The sequence below is a fragment of the Streptococcus moroccensis genome, assembly GCF_030812835.1.
GTDB lineage: Bacteria > Bacillota > Bacilli > Lactobacillales > Streptococcaceae > Streptococcus > Streptococcus moroccensis.
This window is the reverse complement of sequence record NZ_JAUSTM010000033.1, coordinates 1-17,237: the sequence shown is the minus strand read 5'-3', so window position 1 is coordinate 17,237 and position 17,237 is coordinate 1. Positions and strand designations below refer to the sequence as shown.

19 protein-coding genes and 1 riboswitch are annotated in these 17,237 nt (G+C 41.4%); of the genes, 4 read left to right on the top strand and 15 right to left on the bottom strand.

Annotation, left to right across the window (positions count from 1 at the left end; genetic code table 11):
- Positions 1–170: 170 nt before the first annotated feature.
- Positions 171–1,076 carry a LysR family transcriptional regulator gene (locus J2S23_RS10510; RefSeq protein ID WP_307122679.1) on the top strand — a complete coding sequence of 302 codons (906 nt, stop codon included), beginning with the start codon at positions 171–173 and terminating at the stop codon, positions 1,074–1,076.
- Between the two features lie 67 nt (positions 1,077–1,143).
- Here the strand turns inward: J2S23_RS10510 and thiT are convergent, their stop codons facing one another.
- The 12 genes from thiT to J2S23_RS10450 all read right to left on the bottom strand — a co-directional run bounded on the left by thiT (position 1,144) and on the right by J2S23_RS10450 (position 10,695).
- Positions 1,144–1,716, bottom strand: a complete 573-nt coding sequence (thiT, locus tag J2S23_RS10505; protein ID WP_307122678.1) for an energy-coupled thiamine transporter ThiT — start codon at positions 1,714–1,716, stop codon at positions 1,144–1,146.
- Positions 1,717–1,832: 116 nt separating this feature from the next.
- Positions 1,833–1,931, bottom strand: a riboswitch (TPP riboswitch).
- A gap of 331 nt (positions 1,932–2,262) precedes the next feature.
- Positions 2,263–2,991: a Gbs1250 family HEPN protein gene (locus J2S23_RS10500; RefSeq protein WP_307122677.1), complete on the bottom strand. Its 729-nt coding sequence runs from the start codon at positions 2,989–2,991 to the stop codon at positions 2,263–2,265.
- On the bottom strand, positions 2,991–3,698 hold the full coding sequence (gene deoD, locus J2S23_RS10495; protein WP_307122676.1) for a purine-nucleoside phosphorylase: 708 nt from the start codon (positions 3,696–3,698) through the stop codon (positions 2,991–2,993). Before deoD ends, J2S23_RS10500 begins: the two co-directional genes overlap by 1 nt.
- Positions 3,699–3,897: 199 nt before the next feature.
- A complete protein-coding gene (locus J2S23_RS10490; RefSeq protein ID WP_307122675.1) occupies positions 3,898–4,707 on the bottom strand; it encodes a purine-nucleoside phosphorylase in 810 nt (269 codons plus the stop codon).
- Positions 4,708–4,721: 14 nt separating this feature from the next.
- Positions 4,722–5,129, bottom strand: a complete 408-nt coding sequence (gene arsC, locus J2S23_RS10485; RefSeq protein ID WP_307122674.1) for an arsenate reductase (glutaredoxin) — start codon at positions 5,127–5,129, stop codon at positions 4,722–4,724.
- A gap of 9 nt (positions 5,130–5,138) precedes the next feature.
- The gene (locus tag J2S23_RS10480; protein WP_307122673.1) at positions 5,139–6,350 is read right to left on the bottom strand and encodes a phosphopentomutase; all 1,212 of its coding nucleotides are present in this window, start codon (positions 6,348–6,350) and stop codon (positions 5,139–5,141) included.
- 52 nt (positions 6,351–6,402) lie between these two features.
- Positions 6,403–7,083, bottom strand: coding sequence for a ribose-5-phosphate isomerase RpiA (gene rpiA, locus J2S23_RS10475; protein ID WP_307122672.1), 681 nt, complete (start codon positions 7,081–7,083; stop codon positions 6,403–6,405).
- A gap of 101 nt (positions 7,084–7,184) precedes the next feature.
- Positions 7,185–7,682, bottom strand: coding sequence for a 2-amino-4-hydroxy-6-hydroxymethyldihydropteridine diphosphokinase (gene folK / locus J2S23_RS10470; protein ID WP_307122671.1), 498 nt, complete (start codon positions 7,680–7,682; stop codon positions 7,185–7,187).
- Complete coding sequence (gene folB, locus J2S23_RS10465) at positions 7,679–8,038, bottom strand: dihydroneopterin aldolase (RefSeq protein ID WP_307122670.1); 360 nt, start codon at positions 8,036–8,038, stop codon at positions 7,679–7,681. The genes folK and folB overlap by 4 nt, the downstream gene beginning before the upstream one ends.
- Positions 8,039–8,045: 7 nt before the next feature.
- Complete coding sequence (gene folP, locus J2S23_RS10460; protein ID WP_307122669.1) at positions 8,046–8,846, bottom strand: dihydropteroate synthase; 801 nt, start codon at positions 8,844–8,846, stop codon at positions 8,046–8,048.
- Positions 8,847–8,850: 4 nt separating this feature from the next.
- Positions 8,851–9,417 (bottom strand): GTP cyclohydrolase I FolE, encoded by a 567-nt coding sequence (gene folE / locus J2S23_RS10455; protein ID WP_307122668.1) that lies wholly within the window; start codon positions 9,415–9,417, stop codon positions 8,851–8,853.
- A gap of 15 nt (positions 9,418–9,432) precedes the next feature.
- Entirely contained in the window at positions 9,433–10,695 is a 1,263-nt protein-coding gene (locus J2S23_RS10450; RefSeq protein WP_307122667.1) for a bifunctional folylpolyglutamate synthase/dihydrofolate synthase, read from the bottom strand.
- A 507-nt stretch (positions 10,696–11,202) separates the two neighbouring features.
- Here J2S23_RS10450 and mnmE point away from each other — a divergent pair.
- Complete coding sequence (mnmE, locus tag J2S23_RS10445; RefSeq protein WP_307122666.1) at positions 11,203–12,576, top strand: tRNA uridine-5-carboxymethylaminomethyl(34) synthesis GTPase MnmE; 1,374 nt, start codon at positions 11,203–11,205, stop codon at positions 12,574–12,576.
- A 99-nt stretch (positions 12,577–12,675) separates the two neighbouring features.
- Here the strand turns inward: mnmE and J2S23_RS10440 are convergent, their stop codons facing one another.
- From J2S23_RS10440 to J2S23_RS10430, 3 genes are read right to left on the bottom strand one after another with little or no spacing between them, the layout of a single operon-like run.
- A complete protein-coding gene (locus J2S23_RS10440; protein WP_307122665.1) occupies positions 12,676–13,563 on the bottom strand; it encodes a CPBP family intramembrane glutamic endopeptidase in 888 nt (295 codons plus the stop codon).
- 9 nt (positions 13,564–13,572) lie between these two features.
- Positions 13,573–14,262 carry a CPBP family glutamic-type intramembrane protease gene (locus tag J2S23_RS10435; RefSeq protein ID WP_307122664.1) on the bottom strand — a complete coding sequence of 230 codons (690 nt, stop codon included), beginning with the start codon at positions 14,260–14,262 and terminating at the stop codon, positions 13,573–13,575.
- Positions 14,246–14,974: a CPBP family intramembrane glutamic endopeptidase gene (locus J2S23_RS10430; RefSeq protein ID WP_307122663.1), complete on the bottom strand. Its 729-nt coding sequence runs from the start codon at positions 14,972–14,974 to the stop codon at positions 14,246–14,248. The genes J2S23_RS10435 and J2S23_RS10430 overlap by 17 nt, the downstream gene beginning before the upstream one ends.
- A 141-nt stretch (positions 14,975–15,115) precedes the next feature.
- Between J2S23_RS10430 and J2S23_RS10425 the strand changes: the two genes are divergently transcribed.
- Together J2S23_RS10425 and J2S23_RS10420 are read left to right on the top strand one after the other, a co-directional pair.
- Positions 15,116–15,769 carry a response regulator transcription factor gene (locus J2S23_RS10425; protein WP_307122662.1) on the top strand — a complete coding sequence of 218 codons (654 nt, stop codon included), beginning with the start codon at positions 15,116–15,118 and terminating at the stop codon, positions 15,767–15,769.
- Position 15,770: 1 nt separating this feature from the next.
- The gene (locus J2S23_RS10420; RefSeq protein WP_307122661.1) at positions 15,771–17,135 is read left to right on the top strand and encodes a HAMP domain-containing sensor histidine kinase; all 1,365 of its coding nucleotides are present in this window, start codon (positions 15,771–15,773) and stop codon (positions 17,133–17,135) included.
- Positions 17,136–17,237: the final 102 nt, after the last annotated feature.

Below are 17,237 nucleotides of genomic sequence, written 5' to 3'. Positions count from 1 at the left end.
TGGACATGTTCATCTGCTTTCTATACTGAGTTGGGGAATTCTAGTATATCAGACGAACATGTCTTTTTTGTTGCACTTCATTTTACAACGCGGGGAAGAATAGAATTAAATTCAGTTATAGCTTGAGCCTATAAGGCCATCTTTTAACAGTGATGTGATATAATACAATCATGAGAATACAGCAATTACAATACATTATCAAAATCGTCGAAACAGGCTCTATGAACGAAGCAGCCAAGCAACTTTTTATTACGCAACCAAGTCTTTCCAATGCTGTTAAAGACTTGGAAAGTGAAATGGGCATTGACATTTTCCACCGAAATCCTAAGGGTATTACCTTGACAAAAGACGGCATGGAATTTCTATCTTACGCTCGTCAAGTCGTTGAGCAAACTGACCTTCTACTAGAGCGATACAAGAGCCCAAGCGGGCACAGAGAGCTATTCAGTGTCAGCTCTCAACACTATGCTTTCGTGGTTAATGCCTTTGTCAGTCTTTTGAAAAAAAGCGATATGACCCGTTATGAGCTTTTTCTTCGGGAAACAAGGACTTGGGAGATTATTGATGATGTCAAAAATTTCCGAAGTGAGGTCGGTGTCCTCTTTCTGAACTCCTACAACCGCGATGTTTTGACGAAGATGTTTGATGATAACCATTTGACCTATACCAGTTTGTTTACGGCAAAACCTCATATTTTTGTTAGCACGACCAATCCATTGGCCAAAAAGACCTCAGTTAGACTTGAAGATTTGGAAGACTTTCCCTACCTCAGTTATGATCAAGGAACTCATAATTCCTTCTATTTTTCTGAGGAAATTCTTTCAACGGAGCACCATAAAAAATCAATTGTGGTCTCTGACCGAGCGACTCTTTTCAACCTGTTAATCGGGCTTGATGGGTATACGATTGCTACAGGGATTTTAAACAGTAACCTTAATGGTGACAATATTGTTTCAATCCCTCTTGAAGTTGACGATACCATTGAACTTATCTACATCAAGCACCAAAAAGCAAACCTCTCCAAAATGGGAGAGCGGTTCATCGACTACCTCTTCGAGGAAGTCCAATTTAATTAGAACGAGGATAAAAATAACATGCACCCAACATCTAACAATTGGGGTGCAGGTTATTCCTTTTTTAAGTTTACTTTTTATCCAGAAAGACTGATAGCAACGGTTGAGCTAACCAAATCACCAAGATACAGGCCAAACCTTCTCCGAGTGCAGAGCTACCATTAACAACAAAAGAATAGTAAACAGCACTTTGTCCTTCGGGTGCATATTGGCCCCAAAAAATGAAGCCAGCAATGAAGTGGATAGCGTAGCGAGCAATTGTTCCAATCACGACACCTGTTAAAGTGTTCAAAAGAACTTTTCCTGTTTCCTTTCTTTGACGTGCGCGATCAATGGCAGGTTTCATAACGCCTGCAAGACCAATTAGGGCAAAGGCGACGAAATACTCTAAGAAGCCTTGGAAAAGTGTCAAAATACCACCAGCAGCTTCACCCGTTACGACTTGCAAAATACCCCACAAAAAACCAGCTGACATCCCAGCTTTAGTTCCCCAACGAAATGAGACCAAAAAGATTGGCAACATCTTAAAGGAAAAAGAAATCCACGGACCTAGCTTCATCGGTTCTGTAAAGACATCCAGAATCATGGCCAAGGTTGCAAAAATAGCAATCTCGGTTAAGAGTTGAATACGACTACGGTTCATACAAAAACCTCCTAAAAAACTTCTCTAGCACTGGCTAGTGAAACACAGTGATTGTGAGCTGTGTTTCGTCAACAGATGCCACAATCAAAACTGCAGAAGTTTTTCAGAAGGGTTACTTCAGTCTTCTGCCACATCCCTACGCAAGTGCTAACTTGATCAGGTGATAAGAGTTTAGGCTAGGCCAATCTCAGCATTTCGCTCCTCTTGTGACTCTATCATTATACTATATCCTCAAGCAACTGACAAGTTCTTTGTTTAACCCAAAAAGAGCTTTATTCAGTATTACCTATCTTAAACATAGGGTATTTAAATAGACTATCAAGTGTTAAAATTAATTACATTGCTAAGATAAAGCTAAAAAGAGGCCAGGACAAAAAGTCCCAGCCTGTTCAGTTTATTAATCGATTGCCCCTCATTTACTTATCCGGAAAGGTTGTCAAAGTAAATCAAGAAATAAGTAACCAATTCTGAGGAGCTTTTAATAACAGCTTCTATCATCTTTGACAGTCCTAGTCAGCCTCATTCCTATAGACGAAAAGCATTGACTTATTTTAAGCCGTACTTTTGAATAATTTGCGCATTGACCTTATCAAAATAAAACTCACTGTCATACTGGACTCCCGTTTTCCGAGAAAGGTCAATGAGAGTGTTCATAAATTTCTCTGAGGAGAAATTAGTCGTTCGTCTTAATTCTTTTTCATCAAAAGGCTTGATGAGATGCGACAAGGGATTTCGAACTGAACGCTCTAGTTTGCGAAGACTGACCACTTGCTTTTTAGTATCTTCTGGATAATCCAGCTGCAAAATCAGATTGGCCAAGCTATTAGAGGTTACATTTCGCTCAGGCTTAAAGTGACGAAGGATTTTCAAATCTGACCCCATCAACTCATCTCTTAACCAAGTATCATAACGGTCATCCTTGGTATCATGAATATAATCCATGATATTGGGAATTTTTGCAGTTACAAGACGCATAAAAAGACGGTAGATAAGCGGTGACACTGCTCGAACAAAATCAATTATCTGAGCTTTTTTGAGTTTCGTTTCCAGGTCCAAAAGGTAATTCGCCAGTTGCTCGTCTTCTCTATCTTGGTTCATCACTAGTCCTAGTTGAAAAGCTGGCCCTGTATGAAGTTCCCGTCGTTCCCGTAGCATTTCAAGAACAGTCATTAACTCATCAGGAATTTGAGCAATTTCGCTTGCAAAATGAAATGCCGCATCATATTCATAAAGGTTTAATAACAGTAAAAGTGTTTGTTTTTCTATCGTATTCATTAAGAAATAAGTGTTTCTAGCCCAACCTTCATCATATCCGTGAAGGTGTTTTGACGTTCTTCAGCTGTCGTATCTTCTTCTGGATGAACAAGACTATCAGAGATTGTCATGATGCCCAAAGCTTGTACTCCATGTTGTGCAGCAAGGTAATAAAGAGCCGCAGCTTCCATTTCAATCGCTTTGACGCCGAGTTCACCTAAGCGCATGTTACGCTCCGGCATGTTAGAGTAAAACACATCAGATGATAAAACAGATCCTACATGAGTGGTTAAGCCCAAATCTTTAGCGATATGATAAGCTTTGTCCAATAAGGTAAAATCAGCAATTTGTGGGAAATCATACTCAGGGAAATCATTGCGGATGATATTAGAGTTTGTCGCAGCAGCCTGAGCCAATACCAACTCACGGACATGTACATCTGGATCAATAGAGCCAGCAGTTCCGACACGAATCAATTTTTTAACACCGTAATCAACAATCAATTCACGGGCATAAATGGAGATAGATGGCATTCCCATGCCAGTTCCCATAACGGAAATGCGTTCTCCCTTGTAGGTTCCCGTGTAACCCAACATGTTACGAACTTCGTTGAAGCAGACTGCATCTTCTAAAAAATTCTCAGCGATGAATTTCGCACGAAGAGGATCTCCAGGAAGTAAAATTTTATCGGCGATTTCGCCAGGTTTTGCAGCAATATGAATACTCATGTTATCGTTTGAGCGTATCGAACATAGTAACGCTCATTCCTTTCTTATTTTTGATTCGGTAGTGACAAGAAGACAAAGTCACTCTTAAACAGAGACAATCTAGAGCACTGTGATTTTTCTCTCAGAAAGGATCACAGCTCTACAATATTATCTTAACTTATTATGACTCGGTTACCAGTCATTTTTCTATACTAACATTTTACAATTCTGTTAAGATTGACTTAATCAAATGTTTGAATTCCCCTTTGATGCGTTGAGTCACTTCAACTACTTCTTCATGGTTTAGCTCGGCTTGGAAACCGGCCGCAAAGTTGGTGATGGCTGAGATACCCAACACCTTCATCCCAGAGTGGGCCGCAATAATGACTTCAGGGACTGTAGACATGCCGACAGCATCCGCTCCTAATGTTTTAAAGGCCCTGATTTCAGCAGGTGTCTCATAGGTAGGACCAGAACATCCAAGATAAACGCCTTCTTCAAGCGTAACTCCTAGTTTTCCTGCAACATCATGAGCTTTCTCACGGTAAGCCTTGGTGTAGGCATCAGACATATCTGGGAAACGAGGACCAAAGTCATCTAAGTTTTCACCAATTAATGGATTAGTTCCCGTCATATTGATATGGTCACTAATCAGCATGAGAGTTCCAGGGCCATACCCAATCCCACCAGCTGCATTGGTGACAATAACACTATGACAACCAAGAGCTTTCATAACTCGTACTGGGAAAGTCACGACTTCCATCGGATTTCCTTCGTAAAAATGGAAACGACCTTGCAAAGCCAAGACTTTCCGGCCAGCTAAATCCCCATAGACCAATTTGCCAGCATGACCAACAACGGTAGATTGCCCCCAGTTAGGAATATCTCCATAGTCAAGCACAATGGCATTTTCCACTTCTTCTGCTAATTCACCCAGGCCAGACCCTAAAATCAAGCCAAATTCAGGGGCAATGAGCCCTTTTTCTTCTAAAAATACTTTTGTCTCATTAATGTTATCAATCAGTGACATAAAAACTCCTTTTCTTATTGATTTATAACCTCTCCGTCCTCTTTGGTAAAGGGATAGGGGAAGTCTTCTGGCAGAAGGTCTAAAACAATTTCTGATGGGCGACAGAGTTTAGTCCCTAACGGGCTAACAACAATCGGACGATTGATTAAGATAGGCTCTGCCATCATGGCATCAAGTAATGCCTCGTCTGATAAGTTTTCTCTGTCTAACCCCAACAGCTCATAGGGCGGAACATTGCTCCGCAAGACTTCTCTAACTGGAATCCCCATATCCGCAATCAATTGAACCAGCGTCTCACGCGTCGGTGGCGTCTTCAAATATTCAATGACTTCTGGCTCGATACCCGCATGCCGAATCATGGCTAGAACATTTCGAGAGGTTCCACATTTGGGATTATGGTAGATAGTAATGGTTTGAGTCATGCTATCCTCCTAAACCAATTTATCCAAGAAGCTTTCGCCAATCATGGCCTTCTCAACACCGAAGTTCTCAGCAATGGTTGCTGAAATATCCGCAAAGTGTCCTTGTGGAATCACACCACTCCCTTTCAAGGATTTTCCATAGATGAGAAGTGGAATATACTCACGGGTATGATCCGTTCCAGCGTAGGTTGGGTCATTGCCATGGTCAGCCGTAATCATGAGAAGATCATTGTCTCCGAGGTTTGCTATGATGTCTGGCAGTTGGCTGTCGAACTCGTGCAAGCAATCGCGATAGCCCTGCGGATTGCGGCGGTGACCGTAAAGGGCATCAAAGTCAACCAAGTTTGTGAAAGAAAAGCCCTTCTTGAATTCTGGTAATTGGAGGGTTTTGATTAAGGTTTCAACCCCATGAGCATTATTTTTGTTGTGTCCCATATCATGATTAACTCCAGAGCCATTAAAGATGTCATTGATTTTACCAACGGAATAGACATCAATACCAGCTTCATCCAACTTGTTCATGACCGTGTCTTGGAACGGTGACACTGCGTAGTCATGGCGGTTAGATGTCCTTGTAAAGTTTCCTGGTGTTCCGACATAAGGGCGGGCAATGATACGACCGAGAAGCGCTGGACGTTCTAGGGTAATGGAACGGGCAAATTCACAAATACGGTAGAGTTCCTCAAGCGGAATAATGTCTTCGTGAGCTGCGATTTGCAACACTGGATCCGCTGAGGTATAGATGATTAACTCACCTGTCTCCATCTGACGCGGACCAAAGTCATCGATAACTGCTGTACCTGAATAAGGCTTGTTGGCTTCACGAATAACCTTGCGGCCTGAAAACTCTTCAATTTTGGTCAAGATTTCCTCAGGGAAGCCGTCCCAGAAAGTATCAAACGGTTCCGTGATATTGAGGCCCATGATTTCCCAGTGACCCGTCATGGTGTCCTTCCCGAGAGACACTTCTTCTAACTTGGTGACATAACCAGTAGGATTATCCACTGCTGGAACAGTTTTCAATGGTGTTTCCCTTGGAATGTTACCAAGCCCTAGTTGTGCCATATTTGGCACATCAAGACCAACTGTTTGACATATATGGCCAAGGGTATCTGAAGCGCCATCGGGTACGCCTGCATTGTTGAAATCATTGGCGTCTGATGATGCCCCAATCCCAACAGAATCTAAAACAACTAAATGAATACGGTCAAACTGTGACATTCGTCCTCCTAATCTAGGGTGGTTACGGTTAGCACCCAAAACCTTTACTACGTTATTTGTTTGGTGCGTCAAGTGTTAGCACACCGTCTTGCGATCCTACAATGACTTTATTAACGAAACCATTAAACAAACCGTGTTCGACAACACCAACAGTTCTGTCCAACTCTTCTGCTAAAGCTTGAGGATCAGCAATTGTTTTCAAATCTAAATCAATGATGAAGTTTTTCATATCTGTGACAAAGCGCTTACCATTTGTTTCACGAAAAGATGGCACGTATCCTTTAGCCTCAAAATGACGAAAGAGATTTTCAGCTCCATATTGAACAACCTCAACCGGCAGCTTAAATGCGCCCAGAGTCTCAACCATCTTACTCTCATCCACAATCCAAATGTAGTGTTTGGTATAGGTCGCGACAACCTTTTCCATGAGCAAGGCCCCGCCGCCACCTTTGATGCCGTTAAATTCTGAATCAACCTCATCAGCGCCATCGACCGTAACATCAACTGAGGTTACTTCATCAATGCTTTTTAAGGGTATCCCTAAACTCTTTGCTTGAGCGCTAGTGACACTCGAAGTTGTAACCGCTGTAATGGATAAGCCTTCTTCTTGGACACGTCGACCTATTTCAGCTACAAAATAGTATGCTGTTGAACCAGTCCCTAATCCTATTGTCATCCCGTCTGTGACATACTTGGCTGCTTCAATACCAACTAATTGTTTTAACTGACTCATCGTTTCCTCCTAAATGTTGTCTCTACTTTCATTATACCAAGTTTTAGAGTATTTTGACAGCGCTAACGTTAAAAAGAAAACAGAGAAGGTCACCTCCTCTGCTATTTATGGATATAGGATTTCAACCAAACAACATCTCCTGAATCTGTCTGATCCAACAAATATTGGATCGTCTGATTTGTTTGGGGATGAATTGCTGATTGTGCGATTTCTGCTAAGGGTTTTAGCACAAACGCACGCTCTGTCATGTAGGGATGGGGAACTTTTAAACGCTCCTCATCGATAATCTGATCGTCTATCATTAAAATATCGATATCAAGCGTTCGTGGCCCCCAATGCTCATGACGGACACGGTCCAAGCTTTTCTCGATTTGTTGGGTCCCCGCTAAAAAAGTCTGCGGGCACAAATCGGATTGTGCTACCATGCACAGATTTAAAAAATCATCTTGATCAGTTTTTCCCCATGCAGCCGTTTCATAAAAAGAAGAAACGGATACTACTATTGTTTTAGGTAATGCAGCAATGGCATCAATGGCTGAGCGCAGGTATTTCTCACGATCTCCTATGTTACTGCCTAAACTGAGGTAATACAGGCTCATCTGTGTCTCTCCAATGTAATGCCAACATGAGCATAATGGCCAGCAATAGGCGGGTTTTCTTTTTTAATAGTCAGTTTTATTGCATTAATAGGAGCAAAACTATCAAACAAATCTTCAATGATCGCTCCAGCTAATCGCTCAATTAACTGGTATTTTTGAGATTCAACACGCTGTTTAATCGTTTCAAAGACATGACCATAATGAACAGTATCAGAAAGAGCGTCAGATTGGCTAGCAGCTGTCAAATCAACAGACAGCTCGCAATCGACTACAAAGATTTGCCCTAGGACCTGCTCCTCAGCAAAAGCGCCATGATACCCATAAAATCGACAGTCCGTCAGAAAAATTTTATCCATTCTTGTCCTACTTTCTTAAAGGTGCAATTGCTTTGAGCACATCTGTATTGGCAGCAACATTGTGCACGCGCACCATATCACACCCTTTTTCAATCGCATAAGCAGATAATGCCGCAGTCGCTTGATCTCTTTCCAAGGGGCTGGTCCCGCCTCCCAGAAGATAATCAACCACGCGTTTACGCGAAATGCCAAACAAGACAGGATAGCCTAGCTGGCAGACTTGATCAAGCCCCTTTAGCAAGTCAATATTTTGTTGAGGATTTTTGGCAAAGCCAAATCCTGGATCCAACCAGATCTTATCAACAGAGAGACCTGCATCCTTAGCAGCTCTCGCTCGGTTTGATAAAAAGGCACAAACTTCTTCTGTGATATTCGTGTAACTTTCCTTTTCTTGGTTATGCATGAGAATAATTGGAACTTGGCGTTCCGCTGCTAATGAGAGCATTTGGCCATCATGCAACCCCGCCCAAACATCGTTGATGATATCTGCGCCTGCGTCAAGAGCAGCCCTGACAGTCTCTGTTTTATAACTGTCTATAGAGATTAGGCAGTCATAACGATCTTTTATCGCTTTAATAATCGGAACCACACGGTTGATTTCTTCGTCAGCTGAAACAAATGCTGCCCCAGGACGGGTAGACTCTCCACCGACATCAATGACGGTTGCGCCTTCAGCTAGCATTTTTCCCACTTGAGCCATAGCCTGCTCAGTAGCAACATAGTTTCCACCGTCCGAAAATGAGTCTGGGGTAACATTTAAAATCCCCATGATTGTTGGTTGCTGTCTTAGTGTGTCAATTGTAATCATGTACTTACCCATTATGGATCATAGCAAGGATTTCCTTGCGCTGATCAATATTGTCCTTGAAAATCCCTTTTGCTACAGTAGTAACTGTTTTAGCGCCAGGCTTTTTGATCCCCCTCATGGTCATACAGAGATGTTCTGCCTCAACCATGACAAAAACACCTACAGGAGATAGGGCATCGTCCAAAGCTGACGCGACCTGAGCCGTCAGTCTCTCTTGCAGTTGAGGCCGTTTACTAGCAACTTCAACAGCTCGAGCTAATTTACTTAAGCCCGTCACCTTGCCCTCACTAGGGATGTAGGCCACATGAGCAACCCCATAAAATGGAACTAAATGGTGTTCACACATGGAATAAAATGGAATATCCCTGACCAAGATAACTTCCTCATGCCCCTCTGAAAAGACAGCTGTAAATTCATCTTTAGGGTCCTTACCAAGTCCAGACCACATTTCCTCATACATTTTAATAACCCGTTTCGGCGTATCTAACAAACCTTCCCGATTAGGGTCCTCTCCCATGGCAACTAGCAGTTGCCGAATTGCTTCTTCAGCCATTTCGTGATTTTGTGTCATCTGTTTTCCTTTTCATTAGTAACGGTCATGAGGGATAAGTATTGCCCTAATTTCTGAAATAAAATACAAAGAACCAGTTATAAGGTAGAAATCGTCAGAGCTTGAAAACTCCCAATGAGCCAACCAATTCCTGTAATCAGCTTCCCTTGGCCACTCTTTTGGATAGGCTTCTACCGGTAATGCTTTAGGGTAATCAAAGGTGGTCACTGTGACCTGTCCAAGAGCTCCTAATTGTTCCAGCATGCTGTTAACTGGTTTTCCTTCGATAGCTGCAAAGAGAATGTGAATAAGTTTATTCTCGTATCGAGAAGCAAGTAAATCACAAAGAGCCTTTACGGATTCATCGTTATGAGCACCATCAATCATGAGGTTAGGTGCAATTAACTCTGTCCGGCCAACCCATTTTGTCTGAGCAAGACCATTTCGAATGGTGGTTTCTGTAACCTTAGGAAATGTTTCTTTCAGTAAAAGAGAGGCTTTAATAGCTAGACTAGCATTGCTGATTTGGTGTGCCCCAGGTAGACCAACTGAAATGTCCTCTATAGCATAACCTACCTCATCGTGATAAATTCCATTAGAAAGTGAAAACTGCTGACCAGCTTCATACAATGGTGCTTTTAGGTGATGGGCAATCTCTTTAAAAACAGCTCTGACGCTCTCCTTATCCGTCGCAAAGATAAAGGGTACACCAGGCTTGATAGCACCAGCCTTTTCTCTGGCAATCGCCTCATGGGTTTCACCTAATATGGCTTGATGATCTAAACCAATGGATGGACATAGGGTCAAGAGAGGGGTAAAGACATTTGTGGAATCAAGTCGACCTCCAAGTCCAGCTTCAACCAGAACAATATCAACGGGATTGATTTCAGCAAAATAATAAAACATCATCACCGTAATGATTTCAAATTCTGTCGCTGGTTCATGACCTGTTTCTTTTGGTAAACGCTCTACAATTGAGTAGACAGCCTCAACTAAGGCTATCAACTCCTCTTTGCTAATCATTTCTCCATCAATCGAAATTCGCTCCCGAAAATCGATGATAAAGGGCGAGGTAAAACTTCCAACACGGTAGCTAGAGCCAGTAAAAATCCGTTGTAAATTGGCAACAGTTGAGCCTTTACCATTTGTGCCAACAATATGAACGGCTCTTATTTTGTGCTGAGGATTATCCAATTGCTCTAGCATCCAGGTCATCCGTTTCAAACCCGGTTTGATTCCAAATTTTAACTTACCATGAATCCACTCCAAACAGTCTTCATAAGTTTTAGGTTGATTCACAAAACACCTCTTACTTTTCATAATCTATGATTAGCTCTAGAACAATTAAAACCATTTGCTAATTGCTACTCTTCATTCTATTTCTGATTCATGTACAATCAGAAAATTTTCATAAAAGTATTATATCACAACTAGATGATGAAAAAAAGAAACCCAAGTGGATTTCTATCGCTTTTAGTACATGTCCTTGTAATCTCGCACCATATTTATCAGTATCATCATGATTTGGAGAACCATCAGAAATAGTAGAAATTGAAATAAAGGGTCAAAAGGGTAAAATAAGAATCATAAAACCAATAAGCACAGGCCGTAGACTTTTTGAAGCAAGCTTTTGTATGAATGCATAAAAAAGCCTCCTAACAGTAATCCGATTAACAGTAGGGTCATAACTCTAAAATAAACGTATTAGGTCAATTACTATCCTCCTTTTGGCATGATAAACCCCTCATCAGTCATCGGTCAATCTCGGCCCTTGCATCCCTCCTTTAATTGCGTTAAAATAACATTATGATTACCAAAGAATTTGATACCATTACTGCTATTTCAACCCCTCTTGGGGAAGGGGCTATTGGCATTGTCCGCTTGTCGGGTTCAGACGCCTTAACTATCGCTAATCGGGTGTTTAAAGGAAAAGACCTGACACAAGTTGCCAGCCATACTATCAACTACGGTCACATCATCGACCCTAGTAAAGATGAGATTCTAGACGAGGTCATGGTGTCTGTTATGTTAGGCCCTAAAACCTTTACCCGTGAACATGTCATTGAAATCAATACACACGGTGGCATTGCCGTTACCAATGAAATCTTGCAACTGCTGATTCGTGAAGGGGCACGCATGGCAGAGCCAGGTGAATTTACCAAACGTGCTTTTCTAAATGGCCGGGTGGACCTCACACAGGCTGAGGCTGTCATGGATATTATCCGAGCAAAGACCGACAAAGCCATGAATATCGCTGTCAAACAGTTGGATGGCTCCCTCAAAAACCTTATTGATAACACCCGTCAGGAAATTCTGAACACCCTTGCCCAAGTCGAAGTTAACATTGACTACCCTGAATACGATGATGTGGAAGAGATGACCACTCAGCTCCTTCGTGAAAAGACGGAAGAGTTTGCCAAACTCTTGTCAGATCTTCTGCGCACAGCCAGACGGGGCAAAATCTTGCGTGAAGGCCTCTCGACTGCCATTATCGGACGTCCTAATGTCGGAAAATCCAGTTTGCTTAATAATCTATTAAGAGAAGAAAAAGCGATTGTAACTGATATTGCCGGTACCACACGGGACGTCATTGAGGAATATGTTAATATCAAAGGGGTTCCGCTGAAGTTGATTGATACAGCAGGTATTCGAGAGACAGATGATATTGTCGAAAAAATCGGTGTTGAACGCTCTAAAAAAGCCCTTGAGGAGGCTGATTTAGTACTGTTGGTACTTAATAGTGCAGAGCCACTCACTGAACAAGACCGCATTTTACTTGACATCAGTGCGTCTAGCAACCGTATCATCTTGCTTAACAAGACCGATCTCCCTCAAGTTATTCAACGCGACCTGCTACCAGAAGACGTCATTCCGATCTCGGTTCTTACCAATCAAAACATTGACGCTATTGAAGACCGTATCAATCAACTCTTCTTTGATAATGCTGGCCTGGTCGAACAGGATACCACCTACCTTTCCAACGCCCGCCACATCTCACTGATCGAAAAAGCCCTTGAAGCCCTCAATGCGGTTAACGATGGCCTAGCTCTAGGCATGCCAGTTGATCTGCTTCAAGTGGACATGACACGGTGTTGGGAGATACTAGGTGAGATCACCGGTGATGCCGCACCAGACGAACTTATCACTCAACTCTTTAGCCAATTCTGCTTAGGGAAATAACAAAAGACGCGGGACTATCGTCCAACGTCTTTTTGTCTGCTTACAAACTTTAGATGTCAACCTGATAAGCTAATGGTTCGACCGTGCGTTTTTAAAGGTCTACTTTTGCAAAACCTGTTTTGGCTTGATAAAGAGATCATAAACTAGCCAAATTACTATGGCTAGTTGAACCAAGACGCTGATGATGCTGCCTTCAACACCAAAGGGAACACCTGATAACCAGGCTGGGCCGTGGCTTGATACATGGATAAAAGCATCACCTGTCGTTGTACCACTCACTGGAAATGCAAAGACATTGCCCTGGAAACAGTTCCAAGCTGCGTGGAACCCACTGATCACCCAAAGATTGTTGGTTTTTAACATGACCAAACAAGCTAAAACCGCAAAGATAAAGAGATCAAGCAAAGGAATCCAACTAATCCCATCATTGCCCAAGTGAATGGCTGTAAAAAAGAGCGATGACATCAATATCCCAAGAGGAATATTATTCTTAGAGCTAATGGTGGTAAACAGCCATCCCCGGCATAGGATTTCTTCAGTCGTTCCCTGAATAGACCAAGCTAGTAATAAAGGGAAAAATTTTAACCATGTTTTCATTGAAAAATCAAAGGCTTCAATGGTCACAACCCCAACAGCCATCATCAGTAACACACAAACAATCAATACAATTGCCCCAAAGGCCCAGCCCTTTAAGAACTCCTTAAAAGCGTTGGCCTTGGACATGCCTAGCCCCTGCCAGGGAGATTTCTCCTGCAATCTAGCCCAAGCAATCACGACAATTGCAATAAAAGCAAAAGTAAACAGCTCCACTAAGAGCATCAGATACTCGTCCGACATGACTTGCGGAAAGGCAAAAGGCACCCACAGTAAGGCAATAATACCAAAGATTTCGCCAGTTATTAAAAGACCATACCCTAATAAAGGCGCCGACCACCAGCTAAAATTCTTAGCAGATCGCTTTTTAGCATCAATAACGGATTCTAGCATGAAAACCTCCTAAAGAAAATAATATAACAAACCTAGTCCAAAGACATCAGCAATAGCGTGCGCTATAAAAAATGGAAAAAGATTTTTGTCTGTCGATTTTTGATATAAAGTATACAAATACCCACCAAACACTAAGCCGATACCAATGGCTGGTACCATTCCTTGGTAAATATGAAAAATAAAGCGAATAAAGAAAGAAAAAGGAAGAACCCATTTCGAATCTTTTTGAGAAACGGACTGGCATATCCCAAGAAAGAAAATTTCTTCATAAAATCCATTGAGCAAGGCGTAAAGCACAGAGGAAAACTCCACATGATTTAACACCTCTGAAAGCGGCATGGGAAAAGGAAGGCTTACGGCAATCGGGTGCGTCACAATAAAGAAAACATCCATTAAGAATGCTACGCTTATAAAGATAAGAGCGGCTTTTCCCATCCCCTCCAAAGTCACCTTGATGTTCCATCTCTTAAAGTCAAATCTTCTCACCCAAAGATATAGGAAAGCAAGACTTAATAGAAAGCCTTGTAAAAGTAGACTATTATAATTGTCTTGAGTTGTAAAAGCAACAGCATTTTCAGCTGTTGTTGTCTGATTAAGCAAGTCCTGATAGCCTATAACGGCTAAGATGGTGGCTTCGCCAAACATTACCATAGTCACTATCAGAATATCAAACCATTTAAGATCAGTCAATCGCTTCATGAGATACCTCCCTCTTGCTGAACACAACCATCACGATGATCATGATAATACGTAATATCAAAAGAATTGGAATGACAAATGCTATTAATGGATAATGTCTTAAGGCTCCGCCAACTAACATATAGTCCCAGAAAAAATGATCCAGTGCCAGTAATCCTATTCTTTGCGTCAATAAGTACAGGAATCCATAAAAAACGCCCATCAAAGTAGCTAAAAGCACCTGAATCAAAACTTGCTTTAAAGGACTCCCACCAAGTAGGGCAACAAGATGAGAAAGGCCAAAAACCATTGAGGAGAAAAGAATAGCTTTTGGAATGGGCATTTTAGATAAAAAAACGGATAACATAATTTCTCTAAAGAGAAATTCCTCTCCGAGACCTACTAAAATCGTTGTTAATATCGGGACTAGAAATGGCCAACTAAATGTAAAATGTTTTAGCCAAAAGAATCCCACGATTAGAAAGGGTAGCACTATACCAATACCCCAAAAGGAAAGCTTCTGTTTAACAGGAAACCGATACGCTAATCTTTTCTTATTTCTCCACGAAAAAATGATGACTAAGAGAGTCGCCAGTGCAGAAAATGGCAGTCGCCAGGCCACAAATTCAGAACTTCCGTAGGACAGTCCAAATAGCAAACTTAATAGCAGATAACTTGACATAATAATGCCCATGTAACCACAAAAGACTAGAGATACTTGTTTATAAGACATCGTTTCCTCCTATTCGTTAGTTATATTTAGCTTAACAATCAGTTCTCAATTTTTCCTGTTTCCAATCTCCTTTTTATCTGTTTTTTCATCTCTAAACCTTCTCTTTTTTAATTTAGTGTATAATGATTTCAGGAGGTTCCTATGAAAAAAATACTGGTTGTTGAAGATGATCCGACGATCAATCAAGTCATTTGTGAATTTTTAAAGGCTCAAGGATATGAGGCTCACGCTGTATTTGACGGTCAATTAGCCCTTGATTTTTTCAAGCAGAACAATTTGGATTTAATTATTTTAGATATTATGATTCCATCGATCAGCGGTATAGATGTCCTGAAAGAAATTCGGAAAACCTCAAGTGTTCCCATCTTGATGTTAACGGCTTTGGATGATGAGTACACACAGTTAACTAGCTTTAATCAACTCATCAGTGATTATGTTACCAAACCCTTTTCACCCCTAATTTTGATGAAGCGTGTTGAAAACATTCTAAGACAGAACGAATCACCAAAAGAGTCTCTTATCAGCATTGACAATCTTCGTATCTATCCTGAACAAGGAATTGTCTATGATCAGGATAATCAACTTGAACTCACACGAAAAGAATACGACATATTATTGCTACTGGCTCAAAACAGAGGTTATGTGCTAACACGTGATTTTATCATGGAGTCAATATGGGGATATACCGAATTAGATAGTCGTGTTTTAGATAACCATGTGAGAAATCTTCGCAAAAAAATACCTCATCTGAAGCTAAAAACAGTTATCGGCCGTGGTTATCAATTAGAGGTGTAACATGGGCATTGTACGTAAAAATTTCTTGATTGTCAGTGGCCTTATCACCTCTACTGTCTTATTCCTTTTACTTATTCTTCATCTAGCACTGCCCATAACCCTTAATCATATTCAAAAGCAGTCTTTGAAGAACCAATACACTACTGTCCTTCAATCTCTGACCAGTCTTTCTGAGGCAGAGATGGTTGAGAAACTGGAGCAACTCGATGGTTCCATGCCAGACCTCTTATTTCGCTTGATCGATGAAGAGGGGAAAGACATCTACCCTACCCTATCTGAGGCAGAACTCTCTCAGCAATCTCGGGACTATCTAGCTAGGGGAAATTATGATGAAATTGGTGCCTGGGCAGAGTTTATCACTACTCGTGAGGGGAAAGAGTTTATCTTACAAGCTGAATACGGTTTCTACTCGCTTTCGGATTACAGTCAAGTTTTTGTTACTTATTACCCAATCATCCTGTTGGCTATTGTTATCATCGCTAGTAGCGTCGCTTATGTTTATAGCCACCTTGCCAATCGCAGAATCAAAAGGATTTCTACTGTCACGCGCCAGATGCTCTCCCTTTCTCCCGATGTAACCATTGAGCCTTTGGGCAAAGATGAAATCGCAAGATTAGGACAGGATATTAACAGTTTGTACCAACAATTAGTCAGCAGCATTGACGAGTTAAAGCAAGAAAACGAACGGGCGATTCAAAAGGAAAAAGAAAAAGCAACCTTTCTTCAAATCACTGCTCACGAACTAAAAACCCCAATCGCTAGTTTATCGGGCTTGGTGGAGGGAATGATTTATAATGTTGGTGATTTTCAAAACCATGACAAGTACTTAAGGCAATGTCGAAACATATTGACTGAGCAAACCCAGTTGGTTCAGTCTATTCTGGAAACAGCAAAGATAGACTACATCCCTACTGATCACTACCAGGAGGTTTCACTTAATAATCTTTTGGTAGATATTTTGGAAGATTGTCACCATTTTGCGAAAGCGCACGCTATCACACTTCGTTTTGAGTCGTCCCATGACGTCAGCATCTACGGTAACCCTTTGGCATTAACCAAAGCTTTTAAAAACCTTGTGGACAATGCCATTAGATACAGTAAACCTGATACTACAGTTACCATTCAGTTAACCCAAGCTAGCCTGACCATTGAGAATTTCCCTAAACACATGCCTAGCTCTTATGATTTTGACCATCTTTTTGAACCTTTTTATCGTCCAGATTATAGTCGCTCAAAAGAAGTCGGTGGCTCAGGTATTGGGCTTTACTTTGTCAAACAACTCTTTGATAACCATCAGCTTCCCTTTTCTTTCTCAGCCAAGAATGACAATAGTGTCTCTTTTCAGATTTTACTAAAATCTGACTAAATTAATGTAATCATGACCACCCGTCTAACGGGTGGTTTGAACAGGGGCTATAAGCCCACATCACCAGCCAGCGCCTAAAGACGCTGGCTTTCACTTTGTTCA

Bases quoted from the DNA above. Each gene is read 5' to 3' on its own strand.
- J2S23_RS10510 (WP_307122679.1), top strand. From the start codon at position 171: ATGAGAATACAGCAATTACAATACATTATCAAAATCGTCGAAACAGGC.
- thiT (WP_307122678.1), bottom strand. From the start codon at position 1,716: ATGAACCGTAGTCGTATTCAACTCTTAACCGAGATTGCTATTTTTGCA.
- J2S23_RS10500 (WP_307122677.1), bottom strand. From the start codon at position 2,991: ATGAATACGATAGAAAAACAAACACTTTTACTGTTATTAAACCTTTAT.
- deoD (WP_307122676.1), bottom strand. From the start codon at position 3,698: ATGAGTATTCATATTGCTGCAAAACCTGGCGAAATCGCCGATAAAATT.
- J2S23_RS10490 (WP_307122675.1), bottom strand. From the start codon at position 4,707: ATGTCACTGATTGATAACATTAATGAGACAAAAGTATTTTTAGAAGAA.
- arsC (WP_307122674.1), bottom strand. From the start codon at position 5,129: ATGACTCAAACCATTACTATCTACCATAATCCCAAATGTGGAACCTCT.
- J2S23_RS10480 (WP_307122673.1), bottom strand. From the start codon at position 6,350: ATGTCACAGTTTGACCGTATTCATTTAGTTGTTTTAGATTCTGTTGGG.
- rpiA (WP_307122672.1), bottom strand. From the start codon at position 7,083: ATGAGTCAGTTAAAACAATTAGTTGGTATTGAAGCAGCCAAGTATGTC.
- folK (WP_307122671.1), bottom strand. From the start codon at position 7,682: ATGAGCCTGTATTACCTCAGTTTAGGCAGTAACATAGGAGATCGTGAG.
- folB (WP_307122670.1), bottom strand. From the start codon at position 8,038: ATGGATAAAATTTTTCTGACGGACTGTCGATTTTATGGGTATCATGGC.
- folP (WP_307122669.1), bottom strand. From the start codon at position 8,846: ATGATTACAATTGACACACTAAGACAGCAACCAACAATCATGGGGATT.
- folE (WP_307122668.1), bottom strand. From the start codon at position 9,417: ATGACACAAAATCACGAAATGGCTGAAGAAGCAATTCGGCAACTGCTA.
- mnmE (WP_307122666.1), top strand. From the start codon at position 11,203: ATGATTACCAAAGAATTTGATACCATTACTGCTATTTCAACCCCTCTT.
- J2S23_RS10440 (WP_307122665.1), bottom strand. From the start codon at position 13,563: ATGCTAGAATCCGTTATTGATGCTAAAAAGCGATCTGCTAAGAATTTT.
- J2S23_RS10435 (WP_307122664.1), bottom strand. From the start codon at position 14,262: ATGAAGCGATTGACTGATCTTAAATGGTTTGATATTCTGATAGTGACT.
- J2S23_RS10430 (WP_307122663.1), bottom strand. From the start codon at position 14,974: ATGTCTTATAAACAAGTATCTCTAGTCTTTTGTGGTTACATGGGCATT.
- J2S23_RS10425 (WP_307122662.1), top strand. From the start codon at position 15,116: ATGAAAAAAATACTGGTTGTTGAAGATGATCCGACGATCAATCAAGTC.
- J2S23_RS10420 (WP_307122661.1), top strand. From the start codon at position 15,771: ATGGGCATTGTACGTAAAAATTTCTTGATTGTCAGTGGCCTTATCACC.